This window comes from uncultured Rothia sp. (genome assembly GCF_963555405.1).
In the GTDB taxonomy this organism is placed as follows: Bacteria; Actinomycetota; Actinomycetes; order Actinomycetales; family Micrococcaceae; genus Rothia.
On record NZ_CAUVVO010000001.1, the window covers coordinates 111,591 to 132,817 of the forward strand.

Consider the following 21,227-nt stretch of genomic DNA (forward strand, 5'->3'; position numbering starts at 1 on the left):
AAAGATCCCAAAAACTACTAAACGGCACACATAGGTTTGGTAACCTTAACCCGTGACTTTATCTCCCCTTCAGCTAGCAGCCATTGTCTCCGCCGGAGTGCCCGGGATCTACCCCGTCGGCGCCGAACCGGTCCGCGAAGACAGCGACGACTTCGACTCGGCCATCATCGCCGACTCCACCGGTCGCCGCTGGCGAGTCTGCGCCCCGCGCCGCCCCGACGCCAGCATGCGCCTCGAAGCTGAACACCTCATCCTGCAGTCGTTCAGCCCCGGCCTGCGCGCCCGACTGCCCTTCGCCGTACCCACCGTCGCCGGCACCGTGCCGTATGCGGGCGGCAACGTGTTTGTGTACACGCACATCCCCGGCACCATCTACGACGTGGACCAGCTCGCCGAGCTGAGCCGCCGCGAAGTTGCGGCGAACCGCCCCTCCCTGGCGTCCATCATCGCCAAGGACATTGCGACCCTGCACGTGATGCCCGAAGACATTATTTACGAGGCTGACCTGCCCTCCTACTCCTCGGAGCAGATTCGCCTGCGCAAGAACGCCGAGCTGGAGCGTGCCGCCGCAACCGGCAAGGTACCCGCCGACCTGCTCGCCCACTGGCGTGCCGTGCTCTCTCCCGGCCCCATGTGGCAGTTCCGCCCGCGCGTGGTCCACGGCGACATGGGTGCCGAGAACCTCGTGTTGCACGTGACTCCTACGGAGGCGCGCATCGTCGAGGTCACCGGCTGGTCCGAAGTGCACGTGGGCGACCCCGCGCAGGACTTCGCCTGGCTGTACTCCTGCCAGGACATTGACTTCACCGACGAGGCCATTGAGGTGTACCGCCAGCAGATGCCTCAGCTGCCCGACGCCTATCTGGCGCAGCGCGCGAACTTCTACGCGGAGTTCGCGATTGCCCAGTGGCTCACCCACACCGTGGAGGTCGGAGACCGCGACGGTGCAACCCACGCCGTGTCCATGCTCCTGGACATTCAGGACGATCTTCGTGCCTCCGGTGAACTGCTCGGTCAGGAGGAGGTCGGCCCGCTGGTCGGTCCCGACGAGTAGGCGTTAGGGTAGGTAGCCGTCAGGTTGCCGCCCGCCGCATAGGTTTTCAGTTTCAGCCCCGCAGTACTTGTACTGCGGGGCTGAGCTGTATCCGGGTAGGTATCTGCAGGGGTTTAGGTATAAAAGGCGCCCGGCGAAATCAGCTCTACTGAGTGTCTGTCAAACCGGCAGAATGATGCTTATAAGGGCTAGTGGAGGGGCTTTTGACGGCTTTTTATCAAAATTTCTTTAAGTGTTTCCCCTCACCTTTTGAGCACCGGTTTTGCATTTTTGTGCATGAATGACTCAGATTAAGGCTGAGACTTGAAGGTGCGCTAAAGGTGCCATTCACAATATTTCCCTGGTGCAATTACACCACAAACCCACAAAAACCAACTTTTGGTTTTGAGAGTCCACAGAGCCTCAACTTCACCTTGAACTATGCTCAAAATAGTGCATTTTAGGGTAAAAACTTTGCCCGTAGATTTTTTCAAAAACTCCTGGAATACTTTTGCTGTGCCGCGAGAAAACCAGCGGACACACTCCCCATAGCGCACTGACCAGCGCTGATATCGTGGCAGCGATAAATTGGGGAGACAGATTGGACGGGACCCTGACCGGTCATGTCAGACCCGAGCCGGATTCATGCACCGCGCAACCAATCACCGATGGCAGAAATCTATAGAGTTACTTTCGAGGTTGTGTTTGAGAGTAAAGACGCACGCAAACCCCACGGGGCGCCGGCGGCGCGAGTGAGGCCGCGAGAGCGGCAGTCGTTCGGCGCGATTCTTTCCCGGAGCGTGCGAGGGCACGAAGTACCTCTATAGTTCTTCAGCGGCTGAGGACGCCTCTTACCCTAATGCAGTGGGGTAACGAGGCGTCCTCTGCCGTTAACACGAAAAGTCCACACAGAAAAGCAGCTCACGAGACGTAATGCCTCCGTGAGCTGCTTTTCTATATGCGGTTATTGGCTCAGGCTAACGCGCGAGCGCATGCTGTCTAGCCCTGTTGTCTAGCCTAGCCATTTAGCCCTTGCGCGCCTCACGAATCACCTTCGCCAGCTGCGCCTCCGTGGGCAGGCCGCCGCGAATCTGGTGATCCCACACCTCCGCAACGCCCTTGCCGCCCAGGTACACGAACACGGTGCTGATACGCTCCGGGTCCACGCCCATAATGCGGGAGAACGCGATACGGTACAGGCCCAGCTGGAAGCGTCGAGACTGCATGGTCGACATCTTCGGGCGGGAACCGCTCTTCCAGTCCACCAGAACCCAGCGTTCGCCGTCCTCGTCCTCGGTGCGGAACACCGCGTCAATACGGCCGCGCAGGCTCACGCCCTCGATATGGGTTTCGACCGGGTACTCGACCGCCCAGATGCGTTCCTTCCACTCATCGCTGCCCCACTCGCTGTTGGCGAAGCGCTCCCAGAGGCGCTGAACGGAGGCTTCCAGCTCGCTCTCGGATTCCTCGTAGGCATCCTCGAAGGTGAACTCGTCGGAGCTTTCCCCCAGCGCCTGTTCCTGTAGGTCAGCGGGGTCTGCAGACTCAGCGAGCGCACCTGATGCGGCGGAAGCAACGGAGGTGGAGCCCGGCAGGTCAACGCCCACCGTGTCCTCCGCTTCGGGTGCCTCCAGCGGGTCGGCGGTCGGAACCACACCGAAGTGCTCCTCAATCAGGGCGTGCACCGCCGTACCGATTGTCGCCGCGCGCGAGGGACGCTGAGGCACCGGGCGCATCAGCTGATGCACCGTGCCCTGCGGGTCCTCGCTCAGGCGAATGAAAGTGGAGGCGGACAGGTGCCCCGGCAGCTGCTCGGGCAGCACCGGGTCGGTCTGACCCATCATGAGCAGTAGCAGGTCGGCTTCGCGTTCCCAGTCCACCGCCTGCTGGCATAGCGACTCGGGAATAGCGGACTCGCCGCTTGCCACGGGTGCAGGGTGGTTTGAGCCCTCCCCCGGTGCCTCAGATTCGGCGCCCTCATACACGGCACCCTCGTCACCCGCGCCGACGGCAAGCTCTACTGCCAGAGCGGCACGCTCCACCGCCTCACGACGGCTCGAGGAGTTAATCGCAATCTCACGTTGCAGGTTCTCGTACTGGCCGCGACGAAGCATCGCCTCAGTACCCTGCGTGAGGGCATCGTCAGACGCCCAACGCCAAATCACGGGGCGCTCCAGCGGGTCGAAAGGCCACATGGCGGTCAGCACCGCACCCAGGTTCGGGTTCCTGTCCTCGTAGTTCTTCTGGGCGAACTGGCCGCGCACCTCAATCGGCAGTGCCGCCGCCACTGTGGGTGAGTAACCTGGCTCGAGCGGTTGCGTTTCACGCCATTTCTCTCGCTCCGTAGCCTCAATAATCCACTCGGGCACCGGCAGGTTCAGGCGGGAGCAATTCTCCGCCACCGTGCGGGCGCGGGTATGAGGAGCCGCCAGCTGCCAATCCCGCGCGAGGGCGGGAGCCATGACCTCAACCAGCGCCCAGGCGTAGCGTTGCACCTGCTCGACGTAGGTTGCCTGGGCGGCCGCGCGCGCCTCCGCCTGCTCGGGGGTGAGCTCGTCGGCGTCGAGGGGGTAGCGTTCCAGCTCCTCCAGCAGTGCCGCCTCATCGGGGGCGGGCGGCAGATTCGCGGGATCCACGACCGTGCCGTGCACCAGGGTTACCGGCTCCACCAAGCGGTACTTCGACTCAGCCAGCTGCTCAGCCCAGCGGCGCACATGGTTCAGGTGCACCTTCTTGCGCTTATCGGCAGGGTTCGGCATCGTGTACGACAGGCCCATACCCACCAGCTGCGGTGCCGCCCAGGGGGTATCCATCGTCTCTTCGAAACGCACAGAGGGCGCGTCTACCGTGGGGGTGCCCATGTCAAAGAGCGACTTGAAAAGCATCTCCATCAGTTCCTCCCAGAAGGGCTGCACCGGCAGAGGTTGCGCGGCAGCGCTCTTCCAGCGGTAGGCGCTCAACGCCAGCAGGTTACGGGCACGGGTCATCGCCACGTACATGAGGCGGCGGTCCTCCATGCCGGCATGCTCGGCGGCATCGTCCTTATGCTCGGCCAGGTAGTCTTCCAGGTCCTTCGCCTTCTCGAATGCGGTAATCTCCTCCGGAGTCTCAAGGACCGACGGAAGGTACTCGCGGTCACCACGCAGCGGCCAGGGCAGAGCCGTATTAGCCGACATCTGCCACAGGTTCGGGGTCTGCCCGCCGGTCGCGCTACCGCACAGACACGGCAGAAGCACATGATCCCACTCCAGGCCCTTCGCCGCGTGCATGGTCATCAGCTGCACCGCATTCGGGTCAGGCTCCACGGTACCCAGCGCCAGGCCCTTCTCCTCATCATCGGCACGCTCAAGCCACGCGAGGAAGCCCATCACGTAGCTCACGCCGCCCGAAGACAGCAGGAAGCGGCGCGCACCCGGGTCGCCTTCCTCCGCGCTCACGCCGTCAGAGCCGGCGTAAATCATCGCGTTAATACGCGGCGCAGACACGCCGTAGGCGGCGGCCACCTCATGGAAAGCGTCCAGGTTCGCGCGCGAACCCAGCGGGTCGGTACCCGGGCGGACCGCCAGCTCAATATCAAGCAGCATGGTGCGCTCAATCTCGTACAGTAGAGTGCCCAGGTCGTCACTCAAACCGGCACGCAGCACACGCATCTGCTCAGCAAAAGCACGCAGACGCTCCAGCGCCGCCGGGGAGAAACGGCGGCCACGGTACTGCTCACCGTAGAGGGGTTCTCCGTCCGGTCCGTCCTGCGGCAGGTTCTCCACCGCTTCAATCAGGGAGGCGTAGCCGGAGGAGTCCTCCACCGCGCCCTTGAGGGTTTCGTCCAGGCGCTCCTGGGCGGCGCGCAGGTGCTCTGCTTCCAAGCGGATGTCTTCGGCGTTGTCGGCGTCTTCGGCCTCCGCGAGCATGCGCAACGCCATCTGCTCACGCAGGGCACGCTCACGCTCACGCACCAGCGACTGCGCCCAATCACCCAGCGCCAACATATCCGCCGCACCCAGGCGCCAGCGCGCACCCGTCAACAGGCGCGCCAGGGCATCCGAACGGTTCGGATCAGCCAGCACACGTAGCGCCGACATCAGATCCACAACCTCCGGCTGGGAGAGCAGACCGCCCAAACCCACCTGCTGCACCGGAATACCCAGGCGCTCGCACTCCACACGAATCGGGTCCAGCTGACCGTGCACACGCGCCAACACCGCAATCTCAGGCATCTTCAGGCGCGGACGCACCGAACCATCACCGGAACGATGCGCCGCGTAGGCGCGCTCATACTCGCGCACCGCCTGCGCGCGCATCGCCGCAATACGCTCGGCAATCGCCACAGCCTCCTCGCGGTCAGAGTCGTGGTACGTCAAATCCACGCGGCCCACCATGCCCGCGGCAGCCTGCTCAAAGGCGGGCGAACCAGGCTCCCCCACCAGGGCGCAACGCGGGCGCAGGTCAGGCACCTGAGCGGCAGTAATATCGCCGTCGGCGGCACGCACCCACTCGGGCACTTCCTTCAGCTTCTCCGCCACATGGTTCGCCGCGTTCAACACCGAAATATCGTTACGCCACGCAATGGACAGGAACAGCGGCTGCGCGTGCTCAGTCGGGAAATGACGGTAGAAGCTGAACATCTGACCGTCCGAAGCGCCACGGAAACCGTAAATCGACTGCTTCGGGTCGCCCACAGCCATCACCGGATGAGCCGGAATACCCGCCGCCTCATTGGCGCCATAAATCGAGGAGAACAGGCTCATCTGCGCGTGCGAAGTGTCCTGGAACTCGTCCAGCAGAACCACCTTGAAACGGGCGCGCTCGCCCTCGCGAATTGCCGGGTCAGCCTCCGCAATGCGGGCGGCAAAACGCATCAGGTCACCAAAATCCAGCACCTGCATGCGCGCCTTCACGCGGGCGTAGCTCTGCGCCATGCGCGCGTACACTCGGCGGTTCCGCAGCAGACGCTGAACCTTCTGAATGTCCCTCTCGGTCTTCGTCGCACGGCGCGGATCAGGCACCGCCGCGTACGCCGCCAACTGCTCGGTGCAGAAGTCAATAACCTCCTGCGGCTCAACCAGGTGCTCCGCGCACTCGTCAGAGAGCTGCAGCAGCTGGTTGATCATGGTCGCCGCAGACACCGGCACGTCGTCCTTGTCGAGGGGCAGTTCCCCCTCCCAGTACTGCACAATCTGCGCGGCAAGCTGCCATTTCTGCGCGTCGCCAAGCATCTGCGCGTCCTGCTCCACGCCCAGGCGCAGACCGTACTCCTTGACGAGGTTGTTCGCGTAGGAGTGGTAGGTGAGCACGGTCGGGTCAGCGATGCCCTCGCGTAGCTCCTCATCGGTCGGGGCGATGCGGCGGCTACGGCGTAGCGTGTTCAAACCGGCGCGCATGCGGCTGCGCAGCTCGGTCGCCGCCTTGCGGGTGAAGGTCACGCCGAGCACCTCTTCGGGGCGCACAAAACCGTTGTCGACCAGCCAAATCACGCGGTCGACCATGGTCGCAGTCTTGCCCGAACCGGCGCCCGCAATGACGAGGGTCGGGGCGGGGCCCGCCTCAATCATGCGGACCTGCTCGGGGGTCGGTTTCTTACCGTCGGCGCCGTTGAGCATCTCGGCAATATCGAGGGCACTGCGGTAGCCCGCGGGCTTCAGGGCGGGGTTGTTCGCGGCGGCCTCTGCAGAGAAGAGCGCGCCGTTGGGCAGCTGCCAGCTATTATGCTCGCACCACTGGGCGGGGGTGAGCATGCCGGCGCCGGGATTAGTAGCGCCGTGTGCGCCAGAGTCAGTCATGATTCCTCTTCCTCATGGGTCATTCTCATGGGAGGTTCAGGGTGAGTGATAACGAAAGAACAGGGGGTGCTAGGGCTGAGTCACCTGACGGCCGCGCGTACAAATCGGGCAAATCTCCGGCAGGCGGCACCCATAGCCGCCCTCACGGTGACGAGCCTGCACCTGCGCACCGGCGATGAGCTCGGCGGCATGCTGCACCAGCTCAGCCGCCCACGAATCGTGCTCCGTCAGGGCGGGCTGAACCTGCAGGCGAGTCTTACTCTCGTCGTTCACGCCTGAAGCGCCCAGCTGCACGAGCGCCGCGCCTCCGGAACGACCCGTGTAGCCGGTGTACTCCAGCTCCTGAGGGCGGGCATCCGGTAGCGGTTCACCCGCCTCCAGGGCGGCGGCCTCGGCACGGTAGCGTTCCTCCAGCTGCTCGCCCGCGCCAGCCTCCACCGCAATCTGGTATGCGGCAAGCTGCGGATGGGTTTCCATGGTTTTGCCGTCTGGCTTGGACTTGCCGGTTTTCAGGTCAACAATGGCGTAGCGGCGGGTGCCGTCCTCAGCCGGGGCGGTACCCTCGAGGCGGTCCACACGGCCGGTGAGCAGCGCATCCAGCTCGCCGACTTCACCGGCTGGGTCGAAGGGCACCGGCACACGCACAGCGAAGGAACCTTCAACACCGAGGTTCTGCCAGCCGGCATCGCCCATGTGCTGTCGGTAGTAGTAGCTCAGGCGCAGAATCATGCGCTTGGCGCGTTCGTAGAGGGCGTAGGACTCCCAGGGCACGCGCTCGCGGTATTCTTCGTCGGTTTCGTCGTCCTTGCGGGCGGGCACGCCGAGGGAGCTAATGCGCTCGTCGAGGGCGGTTTGGAGCTCTTCGAGGGTGCCGGTCGGGTACTCCTCGGCGATGGCGTGAACGAGCGTGCCGAGGGAGCGGGACAGGTCCGTCTGCGCTTCGGCGCGGGCGGCGGAAACCAGCCAGTCCAGCGGGGAGCTGTGGATGGTTTCCAGGCGTGAGGGCGAAAGCGTAATCGTGCGGCGGCCCGGGTTTTCGGCAGGCTCTTCGCCATCGTTTTCACCCTCGGCGTGGTCTGCCGGACGGTGCGCGAAGAGCAGCTCCGTACTCGACAGCGGCAGCAGGCCCCACCATTCGTCGGGTGCGGCGCCGGGTGCCTGGGCGTTCGCCAGGCGCGCCAGTGTGCGGGAGGCGGCGTCGAGTCGGTACGCGGACGCCTCCGGGGTGAGGGCATCCTCGTCCGGCGCGGTTCCAGCCTGCGCGTCGGCCCGCTGTGAGCCCTCCTGCTGAGCATCTTCCGCGCGCATGGCGTTCAGCGACTCCTCAACGAGGGTGCGGCGAAGCTCCGCCACCAGAGAACGCAGGGTCGCGGGGCGGCGCACGCGGGTAATCGGCACGTCCGTGGAGTCGCCGACAGCGTCGGTGGGCAGCACGAAGTCGAAGAACTCGCCGGGTGCCTCATCGTCGTTGCGCACGGCGGTGAGTACGAGGCGGGTGCTGGCTCGGGTGGCGGCGACGGCGAACATGCGCAGCTCGTCGTGGCGGGTGTCGCGCACGCGTTCGGGGTAGCTGCGGATGCGCGCGGGCGGCACCTGTTCTTCCCCAGCCTGTTGCTGTGCGCGCTGGCGGATGCGCGCATCGCACAGGTCCACGAGATCACCGGTAGCCAGCAGGGAGCCGCGCACGGTGGTGTTGGGCCAGGTGCCTTCCTGCAGACCGCATACATATACGGTGCGCCAGGACTGACCGGCGGCAAGCGCGGGGGTGAGAATTTCGACCGCGTCTTGGCGTACGCCGCGGGCGGCTAGGGTGTCCATGGGTAGGTCCTGCGCGTCGATGAAGTCGAGGAACTGTTCGGCACCGGCGCCGCGCATCTGCTCGTCGAAGCGGTCGGCGGCTTCGAAGAGCCCGATCATGGCGTCGAGGTTGCGGTGGGCAGCGTCCGCGTCGGGGCCTGCGTTGTGCGTCTGGGCGACCCAGACCTTTTCGAGGCCGCTGGCTTCCCAGAGTGCCCAGAGCACTTCGGTGCTGGTGGATTCGGGGCGCGCGAGTGCTTTACGTCCCGCGGAGAGTACGGCTGCGATGCGGTGCACGGCGCGTCCTACGCCCTCTTCGGGGAGGGTTTCGGGGTGTAGCAGGGCGCCGAGGAGCAGGTCGTCGCTGGGTCGGTGGCCGCCGCTTTGCAGTTCGATAGAGCGCAGCTGCTGGCGGAGTCGTCGCACGTCCATGCTGGATGCGCCACCGAGTCGGGAGGTGAGCAGGGTGATGGCGCTCTGCGCGCCGCCGAGGGGGTTGGCGCGGCTTTCTTCGGCGATGACGTCGTTGAGGCTTCGGCGCATGAGCTCTTCAGCTTCGGCGGCGCTGAGGGTTTCGTAACCGCCGTGCTCCCCCGCCTCAGTACCTTCTCCAGCGGGCATGTGCACGGCGGGGTTGAGTGCCTTCTCGCCGCGCTTGCGGGCGTAGACGAGCAGGCTGAGCGCATCGAGGAATGGGCGCACGGCGGGCTCGTCACGCACCGGCACGAGCGCCGCGGAGGTACGCGACGGAATACCGTTCGAGGAGAGCACGCGGCGGATGCGCGCCACGTCCGCACCGTTACGCACGATGATGGCTGACTCGCGGTAGGGGTGGTTGCCGTAGATGCGTTCTTCGAGCAGCATTTGGGCGATGAGGTTCGCCTCGTCCTGGGAGCTGGCGAGCGCATACTTATACACGCCGGCGGGTGCGGTGCGGTAGTGTGCGGGGTCGAGGATTTTGCCGTCGGCACCCAGGTGCAGCAGCGGTTCGTCGGTGGCACCCCAGGTGAGGGCTTCATCGGCGGGGGTGGTGTTGATGCGTCCAAAGGTTGCAGGCGCACCATTCTTGACCCCCTCCTGCACACCATTCTTCGCCCCTTCCTGTTCAGCGGTGAGCGGCACGAACCGGGTGTAGCGCGGCAGGCGGCGGCGAATGTCCGCCACGAGCGGCATCATGAGTGCGGGCAGACGGTACGAGGTGGTGAGCGTGCGGGTGCGCATGCTCGGGAAGCTTGCCTGCAGGGTGGTGACGAGGTCGGGGCGGGCGCCTCGGAAGCCCTGGACGACGGCTTCGTCGCTGTAGGTCATGACAACCTGGGGGCCTTCAGCGAAGAGGTCGGGGTGGGTTTCGGTCAGGTGCGTGGCGTCTGCGGGGGCGACTTCTGCGGCGATGAGGCGTAGCAGCCGGTAGATGGAGGGGCTGAGTTCCTGCACGTCGTCGATGAGGATCAGGTCGTAGCGGCGGCGTTCTTCGGCGAGGAATTCGGGGGCGCGCAGTAGCAGCCGGCAGGCGTCGTTGATGAGTACTGCCGGGTCGTAGGCGTTTTTGGCGCGGAGGGCTCGCACGGCACGGTATTCGGTGTGCAGTTGGGCGAGGGCGTGCCAGGCAGGTTGGTTGTGTTCGGTGGCGAGGCGGTGTACGTCGTCGGCGGTGAGGTCGTATTCTGCCATGCGGTCGAAGAAGTCGCGGATTTCGTGGCGGAATCCGCGGGTGGGTAGGGCGTCGCGGAGCACGTCGGGCCAGGTGGGGCCGGGTGCGATGCCTTGGGCGTGGTTGGCGAGTAGTTCGCCGATGATGACGTCTTGTTCGGGGCCGGAGAGGAGTTTGAGGTTGCCTTCTACGCCGCTGAGGAGCCCGCGGGTTTGGGCTCGTTTGAGCAGGTCGAAGGCGTATGCTGCCCAGGCGCGGGTGGGTGCTACGGAGAGGCTGCGGTCGCTGGATGCGGCGATGGTGTCTCGCATGCGGGTTGCGGCGGTGCGGGTGGGTGCGAGGATGAGCAGGCGGGCGGGGTCGTTCCCGTCGGCGAGGTAGCGCAGGGCGCGTTCGGTGAGGTGGTGGGTTTTACCGGTTCCGGGGATGCCGGTGAGAAGTTGGGTTGTCATGGTTTCAGTCTATCGGCTGTAGCGCGGTTGTACCTTGTCGGCGGTCATTTGGGCTCGTCGGCTACTTATGTGCCGCCTCGGTGACTTAATATGCCGCTCCCAGGGCTTAATATGCCGCCCCGCGGGGGCTTATCCACAGCCGCGTGACGACCGGGCGCGCGCTTGCACCGCCGCTGGGTTAGTCTTATAGCATGACCTGGATGAACGGCCTGCGCGCCACTTTTGACCTTGAAACCACCGGTGTGGACGTCACCACCGCCCGCATCGTGACTGCTTCCCTGATCCTGCTGGACCCTCAGGGTAATGTGGTGCGCCGTGGCGAGTGGCTGGCTGACCCCGGCGTTGAGATCCCTGCCGGTGCCGCCGCCGTGCACGGTATTACGACTGAGTACGCGCGTGAGCACGGCCGTCCCGCCCGCGAGGTCGTGTGGGAGCTTGCCGGCGCGATTGGTGCACTGAACCTTGACGGTGTGCCGATTATTGCGTTCAATGCCGCCTACGATTTTTCGGTACTGCACCATGAAATGCTACGCCACAATATTGCCAACGGTGAGCTGCCGCCGGGCGTGGTGCTCGACCCGTACGTTCTGCATAAGCACGTGATTCCGCGTAAGCGCGGCAAGCGCACCCTTGAGGTTCTTGCCGCCGAGTACGGTGTCTCCCTGGAGAACGCGCACACCTCCGCTGATGATGCCCTGGCGGCGGAGCGTCTGCTGGTGAAGCTGACCGAGCAGTTCCCGCAAGTTCTCAACGTGGATGCGCGCCAGCTGCACGAGCAGCAGATTCAGTGGGCGGCGGAGCAGGCGGCGAGCTTCCAGGCGTGGTTGCGCACGCAGCCGGGTAAGGAATCTGAGGTTATTGACGGCCGCTGGCCGGTGCGCCGCTAAACCTGCCCTGCTAAACCGGCGCCGTAAATAAGCACCCCGCGGCCTTCCCCCATCTGCGCTCAGCGTGCCCGTCGCATCCGCCTTTACTGACGGGCTGACACTATCCCCGTTTGGGCTTCTCCCCTATGCTAGATAAGGAACCATACCTACACGAATAGCACGACCCGGAAGGCCTCTCATGGATGATCAGCCCCGCACTACCGAGCCGTACCCTGATACAAATACGCGCAGTATTTATCTGGGGTCTACCCGTCTGGCGCATGAGCACCTGGTGGCGCAATCGCAGGTGGTGCTCCGCCTGGGCCGCATCCTGATGAAGTCGGGTGCGAGTGCGTACCGTATTAAGGCGTCGATGGCGCGTTTGGCGAAGGCTGTGGGGTTGAAGGAGCATCACGCGCAGGTGACCTTCACCGAGATTTCGACGTCTTCGTACACGGACGGTAATTTCCGTACTGAGGTGGCTGAGCAGCGCACGATGGGCATTAACGCTCATAAGCTGGATCAGTTGGGTAAGTTCATTTCTGAGCTGCCCGAGCGCATCACCCCTGCAGAGGCGAACGCCGAGCTGGACCTTATCGATTCGGCGAAGCCGTTGTACACCCGCTGGATGCTGGCGCTCGCCTCCGCGGTGGCGTGTGCCGGGTTCGCGTTCCTGAACCGTGGCGGCCTGGTGGAGTGCACGGTGGTGTTCTTTGCGGCGGGTGCCGGCCAGTTTTTGCGTTCGACTCTGCTCAAGCGCGGGGTGAGCCATTTGGCAACGTGGATGGCGTGCGGCTTCCTGGCGGCGGGCCTGTACATTGCGATTGTTAATGTGCTGGTCGCGGCGGGTTGGGTTAGCCCGAACCACATGATTGGTTTCATTTCGTCGGTGCTGTTCTTGGTGCCTGGCTTCCCCATGGTGACGGGCATGCTTGATATTTCGCGCATGGACTTTTTGGCGGGTATTTCGCGTCTGACCTATGTGGGTTTGTTGCTGCTGAGCGCGTCGTTTGCGGTGTGGGTTTTGGGTTCGCTCTTCCACCTGCCGTTGACTGCCCCTGCGCCTCTTAACCTTGACCCAACCCTGTATTTGGTGTTGCAGGTGCTTTCCTCGGGTGTTGCGGCGGCCGGCTTCGCGATGCTCTTTGCCGCCTCCCCGGTGGCGTGTGTGTGGGGTGGTTTGATTGCTGCGGTGGCGAACCCCGCCCGTATTCATATGGTGGAGGCGGGCATGCCCGCGCATATGGCGGCGACAATTGCCGTGTTTGGTGTGGGTATCCTGGCTGAGATTGTGGCGCCGCTGCATCAGCGTAAGTACACGCGTATTTCTCTGTCGGTTCCGGCGGTGGTGACGATGGTTCCGGGTGTTCCGTTCTACCGTTCCATGTCGTATTTTGCGAGCGGTGACATGTATTCGGCGGCGAGCGGTTTTGTGCAGTCCCTACTGATTTTCATGGCGTTAGGTATGGGTCTGGCGTTTGTGCGTCTGCTCTTTGATAAGAACTGGCTGTTTGATCAGGACACCCAGGTGCTGAACCGTCTGGATACCGACCGGCATATGCGCTAGTTTCTGGGTTTCTCCACCTATCTGTTCCCTAACTTGTCTGTTGTGTTTTATCGTCACCTTTCGGTACGTTCAGGTGCTTGTCACCTGCGGTTCATCTGTAGCGCCTATGATGGTTAGGGTACGGGACGTTAGTAACGTGCGGGCTCTGTTGCTTGCCGTGCATCGTCCCTTGTAATTCTTTAGTTCGCCGTCCCTGTTGAAAGGCACCGATACGATGACTCCCTCCTCTACCCACCCGCTGCATCATGAAACCAGCGAGAAGCTTTTTGAGCGTTCTCGCGCGGTGATTCCCGGCGGCGTGAATTCCCCGGTGCGCGCCTTCAATTCTGTGGGCGGCACTCCTGCGTTTGCGGCGAAGGCTAAGGGCGCGTACCTGTACGATGCGGACGGCAACGAGTACGTTGACCTGGTCTGCTCGTGGGGTCCGTCGATTCTGGGTCATGCGCATCCGCAGGTGGTTGAGGCTGTTCAGCAGGCGGCTGAGCGCGGCCTGTCGTTTGGTGCGGCGAGCGCGCCGGAGGCTGAGCTGGCTGAGCTGGTGGTCAACCGTATTAACGCGGTGATTCCTGGTGCGATTGATCAGGTGCGTATGGTGTCGACCGGTACTGAGGCGACCATGACTGCGATTCGTCTGGCGCGTGGTGTGACCGGTCGCGACAAGATTATTAAGTTTGCTGGCTGCTACCACGGTCACGTGGATGCGCTGCTTTCTGAGGCTGGTTCGGGTGTGGCTACCCTGGCGTTGCCGGGTTCTGCTGGCGTGACTGCCGCAACCGCCGCGGAAACCATCGTTCTTCCCTATAACGACCTGGACGCTGTGCGTGAGGCATTCGCGAACCACGAGGGTCAGATTGCCGCGATTATTACTGAGGCGGCGCCCTGCAACATGGGTGTTGTCACCCCCGAGCCCGGTTTCAACCGTGGCCTGCACGAGATTGCGCACGCGAACGGTGCGCTCGTGATTTTTGATGAGGTGCTGACCGGTTTCCGTGTGTCTTCGGCTGGTTACTGGGGTTACGCGGCTCCCGAGGATGGCGGCTGGGTTCCCGATATTTTCACGTTCGGCAAGGTCATTGGTGGCGGTATGCCCATCGCGGCGCTGGCGGGTAAGCGTGAGGTCATGGAGTACCTGGCGCCGGTCGGCCCGGTCTACCAGGCTGGTACTCTCTCGGGTAACCCGCTGTCCGTTGCGGCGGGTATTAAGACCCTGACCCTGGCTGATGCCGCGGTCTACGCGCACCTGGATTCCCGCAGCGCCCAGCTTCAGCAGGCGCTGACCGAGGCGTTCAACGCCGCCGGTGTGGACCACTCCATCCAGAACGCGGGTAACCTCTTCTCGGTAGCGTTTGGCACCTCCGAGGCGGGCGTGCACAACTACGCCGACATCAAGGCGTCCGCAACCAGCCGCTACAACGCGTTCTTCCACTCCATGCTCGAATCCGGCGTGTACCTGCCGCCGAGCGCATTCGAGGCGTGGTTCGTTTCTGCCGCCCACGACGATGAGGCGATGGACCGTATCATCTCGGCTCTTCCGGCTGCCGCCGCTGCGGCTGCCTCCGCTTAAGGGTTTGAGAGACGTAAGGAGGTGAACCGCTCATGGATTTGAGCGCTCTGGGCTTGCCCATGGAGCAGCTACGCGACGTGTGGCTGATCGCCTTCATGGTGTACCTGGGCTTGTGCCTGCTGGTGGATATCGCCTACCCGGTGCCCATCAAGAAGGAGAAGGCGGCCGACCTGTACCTTGAGGTGTCCGGTTCGCCCGTTGATGAGGCGCGCCGCGCCACCGCGGAACGTACCGCGATGGGTGCGCCGCTGAGTTCCTCCCGCAAGGGTAGCGCCACGAAGAAGGCAAAGAAGAAGCTGGATTCTATTGAGGGCGCCGGTGTGATAAGCGGCTGGTTCCACGTGGTCATGTACCTGTGGGGCTGGATTGTGGCGGTCTCCATCTTCACCCTGTACTGGGATATCGTGTACGACGGCATCCTGTTGCCGGCGCTGATTCTGCCATTCTTCATGGTGTACCTGGGGGCGCTTCTTGGCCGCGTCCATTGGCGTGTCGCACGCGGTTACGGCGAGAAGGACCGTGCACTGGGTATGCCGCGTATCTACTCGGCGACGCTGGGTAAGTTGAGCGCTCCGTTCCGTGTGCGCGGCACCGTGCCGGGTGTGGAGCCGATTCGTGACGACCGCACCGTCTACTGGGTGCTCAACGGTATTGCGTTCCTGCTTGCTTTGGTTTTCTTGACCTCGCTTGCGGGCTGGAGCATCGGTGAGGATTGGGAAGCGATTTATATTGGTAACGCGTCCTGGTTCTTGGCGGCGGCGTATATTCCGCTGATTATCATGCTGCTGATGTACAACCGCGATTATGTGCTGTACAACCCTGATTCGTTCCAGGCTGGGCGTCTGTTCCTTCCGGCGAAGTCCCGCCCTTACTCGGATGTTCGCGCGTTCCGTGTGTATCCGAAGAACCCGGATGCTATCAAGCTGAACCCGAAGGACGCGAGCCAGTGGACGCTGGAGATTTTGCTTCCTGGCGGCCGCAAGCACGACTATGAGCTCAATGAGCACCAGATTGATTGTCTTGTGGCGCAGATTGCGTTCAAGATTGAGCAGGAACGCTGGGCGCAGCTGGACTCGCCGGCGGACCGTGAATTGTTGGCGAAGTACTTCGTGGACGGCCGCGTCATCTGCACGACCATGGGGTACAAGCCTGCCGGTAAGCATGCGGAGGAGGCGGCCCGCCGCGCGTCCTTCCAGAAGGCGCAGTACAAGTAAACCTGCAGCCTACATACCGCGAGAAGCCACATGTGTTTCGAGAAGCCACGTTTTATGTTGCTTTTCGAAACACATGTGGCTTCTCAGCACCGTAAACACACCATCACCGACCACAATCACCGACCCCGCAGATAGGACAACTCATGGACCTTGCAGCCCTCGGCCTGCCCATGGAGCAGGTGCGCAACGTATGGCTGGTGGCGTTCTTCATCTACCTGGCGTGCTGCCTGCTAGTGGAGGTCGCCTACCCGACGATTATCAATGCAGAGCGTGCCCACAAAGTATATATATCCGTAAAGGGTTCTCCGGTTGAAGCTGTCAAAAAGAAAATTGAGAAGCTTGCGGAAGATGGAAATCCCCTCACCGATTATGAGAAAGAAAAAGCGCTCCGCAAAGCTGAAGCTCAGCTAGAAAATATCAAGGGCTCCAGCATCACTATGGATTTCGGGCACAGCCTGCTTTACGTTGGGGCTTGCTTTGTCACCTACGCGACCTTTGCTCTGTACTGGTTCATTGTCGACGAAGGGTCTCTTATTAATGCTCTGGCTTTGCCTTTTCTCATGGTGTATTTAGGTGCCCGTTGGGGTCGCCGAGGCTGGCGCATCGCACGCGGTTTCAGCCCGGATGAACGCGCCCTTGGCATGCCCGATATCTACGTTAGGACGTTGGGCCGGCTGAGCGCTCCCTTTCGCCGCAAACTTGAGGACCCTAGATGCCAGCCATGTCTCGTCGAGGGACGTGGGGAATACGTTATGATCAATCTCTTCCTACAGGGCGGAGTATTGATCCTGTTCATCTATATGAATTCACTCTTGAACGTCAATAGGGACCGCTACTCTTCATCCGATATCGGTGTGCCCTCTATCTTGTTGTCTATCCCATACATTCTGTCGGCTCTCATGGTGTTGTTTGGGAAACGCACATACTACCGATTCACCCCGACAGCGATAAAAAGAGGGCGTGTCTTCCAACCAGCAAAAGAATACAAATACTCCGATATCGAACAGTTCAAGATCTATCCTGTCTACGCTGAGGGTACAAAGCCTAATGAGGACATGCCTAGCGGCTGGCGGCTGGCTATCACTTTGGTGGATGGTCGTTACGAAAGCTTTGGGTTTGGAGAAGATTTCACCGACTATTTGGTGGCGCATATTGCGTTCAACATTGAGCAGGGGCGCTGGGCGGATGTGGATTCCCCGGCGGACCGTGAGCTGTTGGAGAAGTACTTTGTGGAGGGGCGTGCCACCTGCCTCACGCTGGGCTACAAGCCGACGAACGAACTGACGGAAAAGGAGGCGGCACGTATCGCGGCGTCCTACCGTAAGTCGGACTAGCGGCTAAGCTGCGCGGCTAATAGTCCACGGCCTATACCGGCGAGAAGCCACATGTGTTTCGAGAAGCCACGTTTTATGTTGCTTTTCGAAACACATGTGGCTTCTGAACATCACCGACCACCATCAGCGATAACCCCGTAGAGAGGACAAATCATGGAGCTCAACGCTTCAACGCTGGAGGACGTTCCTCCCCGAGCCAGACGAGTCTGGAAACGAAACCAGTTCTATTTTGAAACCCACTTTGTGCTGTTTCTGGCGTTCTGCGTTTTCTTCTACGCGCTCATTGGTTGGACCATTCTGGGCGTCCGTCCGATGTCCCGCCGCGACGCGTCCATCCTGTTGGGGATTGTTGCCGCTATAACCTTTGCGACACGGTGGTACTGCAGGAGGCGCTACCTGCTGTTTAACCCCGATTCGTTCTATATTGGGCGGCTCTTCCTCCCCGCGAAAAAGTACAGTTACCCCGATATTGTGGAGTTCTGCGTCTTCCCCAAGAACCCCGAACAGATTAAGCCGACCTTCTACGAACCGTCGCAATGGCAGATAGAAATCAAGGTGCCGTCCAAGATTCCGCCGAACCTCGCCAAGCGTATGCCGTGGCTGCGCAGGCATATTGTGGCGGTGCACGATGAGCGGGTCGTCTGCCTGACCTCCCAGGTCGCGTTCTACCTGGAGCAGGAACGCTGGGCGGACCTGCGCTCCCCCGCCGACCGTGAGAAGCTCGCGGAGTACTTCACCAACGGCAACATCGTGTGTACCTCCCTCGGGTACAAACCCGTCACTGAGGAATCGGAAGAACAAGCATAAACGGCGAAAAGCCACATGTGTTTCGAGAAGCCACCAAAGATGTGGCTTTTCGAAACACATGTGGCTTCTCGGCATTAAAAGTGGGAGGGGTTAGTCGTCCAGCTCGCGGAGCCAGCCCGCCGCCTCCGTACCGTAGTAGGTCAGGATGACGTCCGCACCGGCGCGGTGAATCGAACGCAGCGACTCCAACACCACAGCCTTACGGTCAATCCAGCCGTTCGCCGCAGCCGCCTCAATCATCGCGTACTCACCCGACACCTGATACGCAGCCACCGGCACCGGAGAAAACTCCGCCACCTCACGCACAATATCCAGGTAGCTGCCTGCAGGCTTAACCATCACCATATCCGCGCCCTCCTCCAGGTCAGCGCGCACCTCCAGCAGCGACTCGCGGCGGTTCGCCGGATCCTGCTGGTAGGTCTTACGGTCACCCTTGAAGGTCGACTCCACAGCATCACGGAACGGGCCGAAGAACGCCGAAGCGTACTTCGCCGAATACGCCAGAATCGACACGTCCTCGAATCCGGCCTCGTCCAGGGCGGCACGCATCGCCGCAATCTGGCCGTCCATCATACCCGAAGGCGAAACCGTGTGCGCACCCGCACGAGCCTGCGAAACCGCCATCTTGCAGTACAGCTCAACGGTCTCGTCATTATCCACCACGAGCGTGCCGTGGCCGTCATCGACCAGCACGCCGCAGTGGCCGTGGCTCGTGAACTCGTCCAGGCAGGTATCAGCCATGACCACCAGGTCGTCGCCGAACTCCTCACGGCACACGGCAATCGCGCGGTTCAGGATGCCCTGCGGATCCCAGGCGGTCGAGCCGATTTCGTCCTTATCCTCGTCGCGGGGAATACCGAACAGGTCAATGCAGCGGATGCCCGCCTCGTACGCCTCACGCACGGCGGGAATGATGCTCTCCAGGGTGTGCTGGTACTGGCCGGGCATGGAGCGAATCGGCTGCTTCTCGTCAATGCCGTCGCGCACGAAGAACACCTGAATCAGCTGCGAGGGGCGCAGGGTGGTCTCGGCGACGAGGGAGCGCATGGCTGCGGTGGTGCGCAGGCGGCGGGGACGGCGGGTGAGGTTCATGATCTCTCCTGAAAATTCTTGCGAAATATTGTGAAGTCTTAGATGAGGGATGCGCCTACATAAGGGACGCAGCGGCGCGCGCCAAATCCTGTGGGGAGGGCGAATCAGCCTGCACGTGGCGCAGGTTCAGGGCGCGGCATGCGGAGGCGGTGCTCGCCCCAATCGCCACCACCGGCGGCACCGATTCGGGCGGTAGTGCGCCGTCCAGCAGGGCGTGCAGGCGGGAGGGGGCAGTCGCCACGAGCACATCCGGCGCGGGGGTTTCGGGGGCGCTCGCCTCAGATGTGTTCCCCTGCACGAGCGCGCGGGCAGCGCTGAGGCTCAGCTCGCCGGGCGCCACCTGTTCGGCGGGCACCATGTCGTGGAGCACGCAGCGATGGCTGTTCCAGCCCAAGTCCTTGAGACCCTCGCGCAGGGTCGGGCGGGCGTTGGAGCCCTCCAGAACCAGCACAGCGGGGGCTTCATCTACGGGCTGCCCGAACTCCGCGAGCATACCCACCGCGCTCTGCACCTGCGGCTGAAAATCCGTGTCCAGCCCCAGCTGATCGTGTACGGCACGGGCAGTTGCCGCACCCACGCAGGCAACCCGCGCTCCCCCGGCGCGAACCGCGCGGGCAAACTCATCGCCCCACAGTTCGGCGCAGGCGCGTACCGTGTTGGCGCTCGTGAAGCTCACCCACGCGTAGTGGCCGGAGGCGAGCGCCTCCAGCGCGGCGGCGTGGTCTTCGCTCGGCTCGACGGTGCGTGCCTGCTGTAGCGGTGCGAAGAGTACCCGACACTCCCCCAACCCGTTCTGTGCGCTTTCCTCTGCGAGGGCGCGCGCGAAGGCGGCGCCCTGGGCGGCTGAGCGGGTCAGCAGAACCGTGCGTGGGGACTCAGTTTCCGGGGATTCAGTTTCCGGGGCCTCAGCTTGCGGACTAGCGGCAGACATGACCCCTACTTCAGATCCAAACCGGCAAGGGCGGCGGCACCCATCTGCAGCAGGTCTTCTGCCACGCGCACGCCCAGGCGTTCGGCGCCGGGCACGTCCAGTTCGGCGGTTGCGGAGGTGTGGCGCAACATGTCGGTGCCATCCGGGGACGCCACCACAACGCTGAGCACCAGGTCGCCCTCAACCACCTGCGCGTACGCGCCGATGGGCGCGGCGCATCCGGCTTCGAGGCGGCGCAGCAGGGCACGCTCAGCGCTGACGGCGAGGCGGGTTTCGTGGTGGTTTGCGGCGAGCAGGGCGCGGCCGAGGGCACGCACCGGGCGCGCTACCTCGGGGTCGGCGAGCACGGCGGGGTCCGGGTTCTCGAATTCGCTTTCGCGCACTTCCAGGGCGAGCGCACCCTGGCCGGGGGCGGGCAGCATGCGGGTGGGGTCAAGGTACTCGGTGATGAGTTCTTCCTTGCCCAGGCGCTTGAGGCCAGAGACGGCGAGCACCACGGCGTCGCAGTCGCCGCTGCGTTCGGTGCCTACACCGTGGTCGGCGCGCTCGGAGGTTTCGGTGTTCTGGCGGAGCACGACCTGCTTACCGGCGTGCTCTTCGAGGCCCTTGACGCGGCCAATGCGGGTGCCCACGTTACCGCGGATGTCCACGATTTCGAGGTCGGGGCGCAGGGCGCGCAGCTGGGCGGCGCGGCGCGGCGAGCCGGTGCCCACGCGGGAGCCTTCCGGCAGGGTGTCGATGGTCAGGCCGTCGCGTGCCACGAGAGCATCGCGGGGGTCTTCACGCTTGAGGGTTGCGGCGATAACCAGGCCGGGGCAGGGCGCGGAGGGTAGGTCCTTGAGAGAGTGTACTGCCATGTCCACGCGGTTTTCTTCGGAGGCGTTCTCGCCGTCGAGCAGGCGCTGGCGCAGGGCGGCGGCGAATACGCCGGTGCCGCCGAGGGTTGCCAGGGGTCCGGTGAGCACGTCGCCTTCGGTTTTGACGGTGCGCAGGGTGAAATCCACGACCTCAGCGGCATCTGCGGTACCGTGGTGCGCCTGGTGTTCGGTGTAGAGGGCGGTGACGGTTTCAGCAGCGATACGGCTTTGGGTCAGGGCGAGAGCAGACCCGCGGGTGCCCAAGATGTACTCGTGATGGCTCAT

At 63.1% G+C, this 21,227-nt stretch carries 12 protein-coding genes; 7 read left to right on the forward strand and 5 right to left on the reverse strand.

What is annotated here, in order from left to right:
• The first annotated feature begins 97 nt into the window (after positions 1-97).
• Positions 98-1,054, forward strand: coding sequence for a phosphotransferase (locus RWL87_RS00440; protein WP_313968539.1), 957 nt, complete (start codon positions 98-100; stop codon positions 1,052-1,054).
• 1,004 nt (positions 1,055-2,058) lie between these two features.
• Here RWL87_RS00440 and RWL87_RS00445 read toward each other — a convergent pair.
• Positions 2,059-6,810: an ATP-dependent DNA helicase gene (locus RWL87_RS00445; protein ID WP_313968540.1), complete on the reverse strand. Its 4,752-nt coding sequence runs from the start codon at positions 6,808-6,810 to the stop codon at positions 2,059-2,061.
• A 69-nt stretch (positions 6,811-6,879) separates the two neighbouring features.
• The gene (locus RWL87_RS00450; protein WP_313968541.1) at positions 6,880-10,710 is read right to left on the reverse strand and encodes a PD-(D/E)XK nuclease family protein; all 3,831 of its coding nucleotides are present in this window, start codon (positions 10,708-10,710) and stop codon (positions 6,880-6,882) included.
• Positions 10,711-10,901: 191 nt separating this feature from the next.
• On the opposite strand from RWL87_RS00450, the gene RWL87_RS00455 reads away from it, so the two are divergent.
• The 6 genes from RWL87_RS00455 to RWL87_RS00480 all read left to right on the forward strand — a co-directional run bounded on the left by RWL87_RS00455 (position 10,902) and on the right by RWL87_RS00480 (position 18,062).
• A complete protein-coding gene (locus RWL87_RS00455) occupies positions 10,902-11,597 on the forward strand; it encodes a 3'-5' exonuclease (RefSeq protein WP_049337874.1) in 696 nt (231 codons plus the stop codon).
• 178 nt (positions 11,598-11,775) lie between these two features.
• Entirely contained in the window at positions 11,776-13,143 is a 1,368-nt protein-coding gene (locus tag RWL87_RS00460) for a threonine/serine exporter family protein (RefSeq protein ID WP_313968542.1), read from the forward strand.
• A 214-nt stretch (positions 13,144-13,357) separates the two neighbouring features.
• Positions 13,358-14,707 (forward strand): glutamate-1-semialdehyde 2,1-aminomutase, encoded by a 1,350-nt coding sequence (gene hemL / locus RWL87_RS00465; protein ID WP_313968543.1) that lies wholly within the window; start codon positions 13,358-13,360, stop codon positions 14,705-14,707.
• A gap of 32 nt (positions 14,708-14,739) precedes the next feature.
• A complete protein-coding gene (locus tag RWL87_RS00470) occupies positions 14,740-15,921 on the forward strand; it encodes a sugar dehydrogenase (protein ID WP_313968544.1) in 1,182 nt (393 codons plus the stop codon).
• Between the two features lie 143 nt (positions 15,922-16,064).
• Entirely contained in the window at positions 16,065-17,255 is a 1,191-nt protein-coding gene (locus RWL87_RS00475; RefSeq protein ID WP_313968545.1) for a carboxylate transporter, read from the forward strand.
• 153 nt (positions 17,256-17,408) lie between these two features.
• Entirely contained in the window at positions 17,409-18,062 is a 654-nt protein-coding gene (locus RWL87_RS00480; RefSeq protein WP_313968546.1) for a hypothetical protein, read from the forward strand.
• A 90-nt stretch (positions 18,063-18,152) separates the two neighbouring features.
• On the opposite strand, the gene hemB is transcribed toward RWL87_RS00480, so the two are convergent.
• Genes hemB through RWL87_RS00495 form a run of 3 tightly spaced genes read right to left on the reverse strand, consistent with a single transcriptional unit; the run spans position 18,153 to position 21,227 of the window.
• Entirely contained in the window at positions 18,153-19,154 is a 1,002-nt protein-coding gene (gene hemB, locus RWL87_RS00485; protein ID WP_313968547.1) for a porphobilinogen synthase, read from the reverse strand.
• Between the two features lie 55 nt (positions 19,155-19,209).
• Positions 19,210-20,085, reverse strand: coding sequence for a uroporphyrinogen-III synthase (locus RWL87_RS00490; RefSeq protein WP_313968548.1), 876 nt, complete (start codon positions 20,083-20,085; stop codon positions 19,210-19,212).
• 5 nt (positions 20,086-20,090) lie between these two features.
• A complete protein-coding gene (locus tag RWL87_RS00495) occupies positions 20,091-21,227 on the reverse strand; it encodes a hydroxymethylbilane synthase (protein ID WP_313968549.1) in 1,137 nt (378 codons plus the stop codon).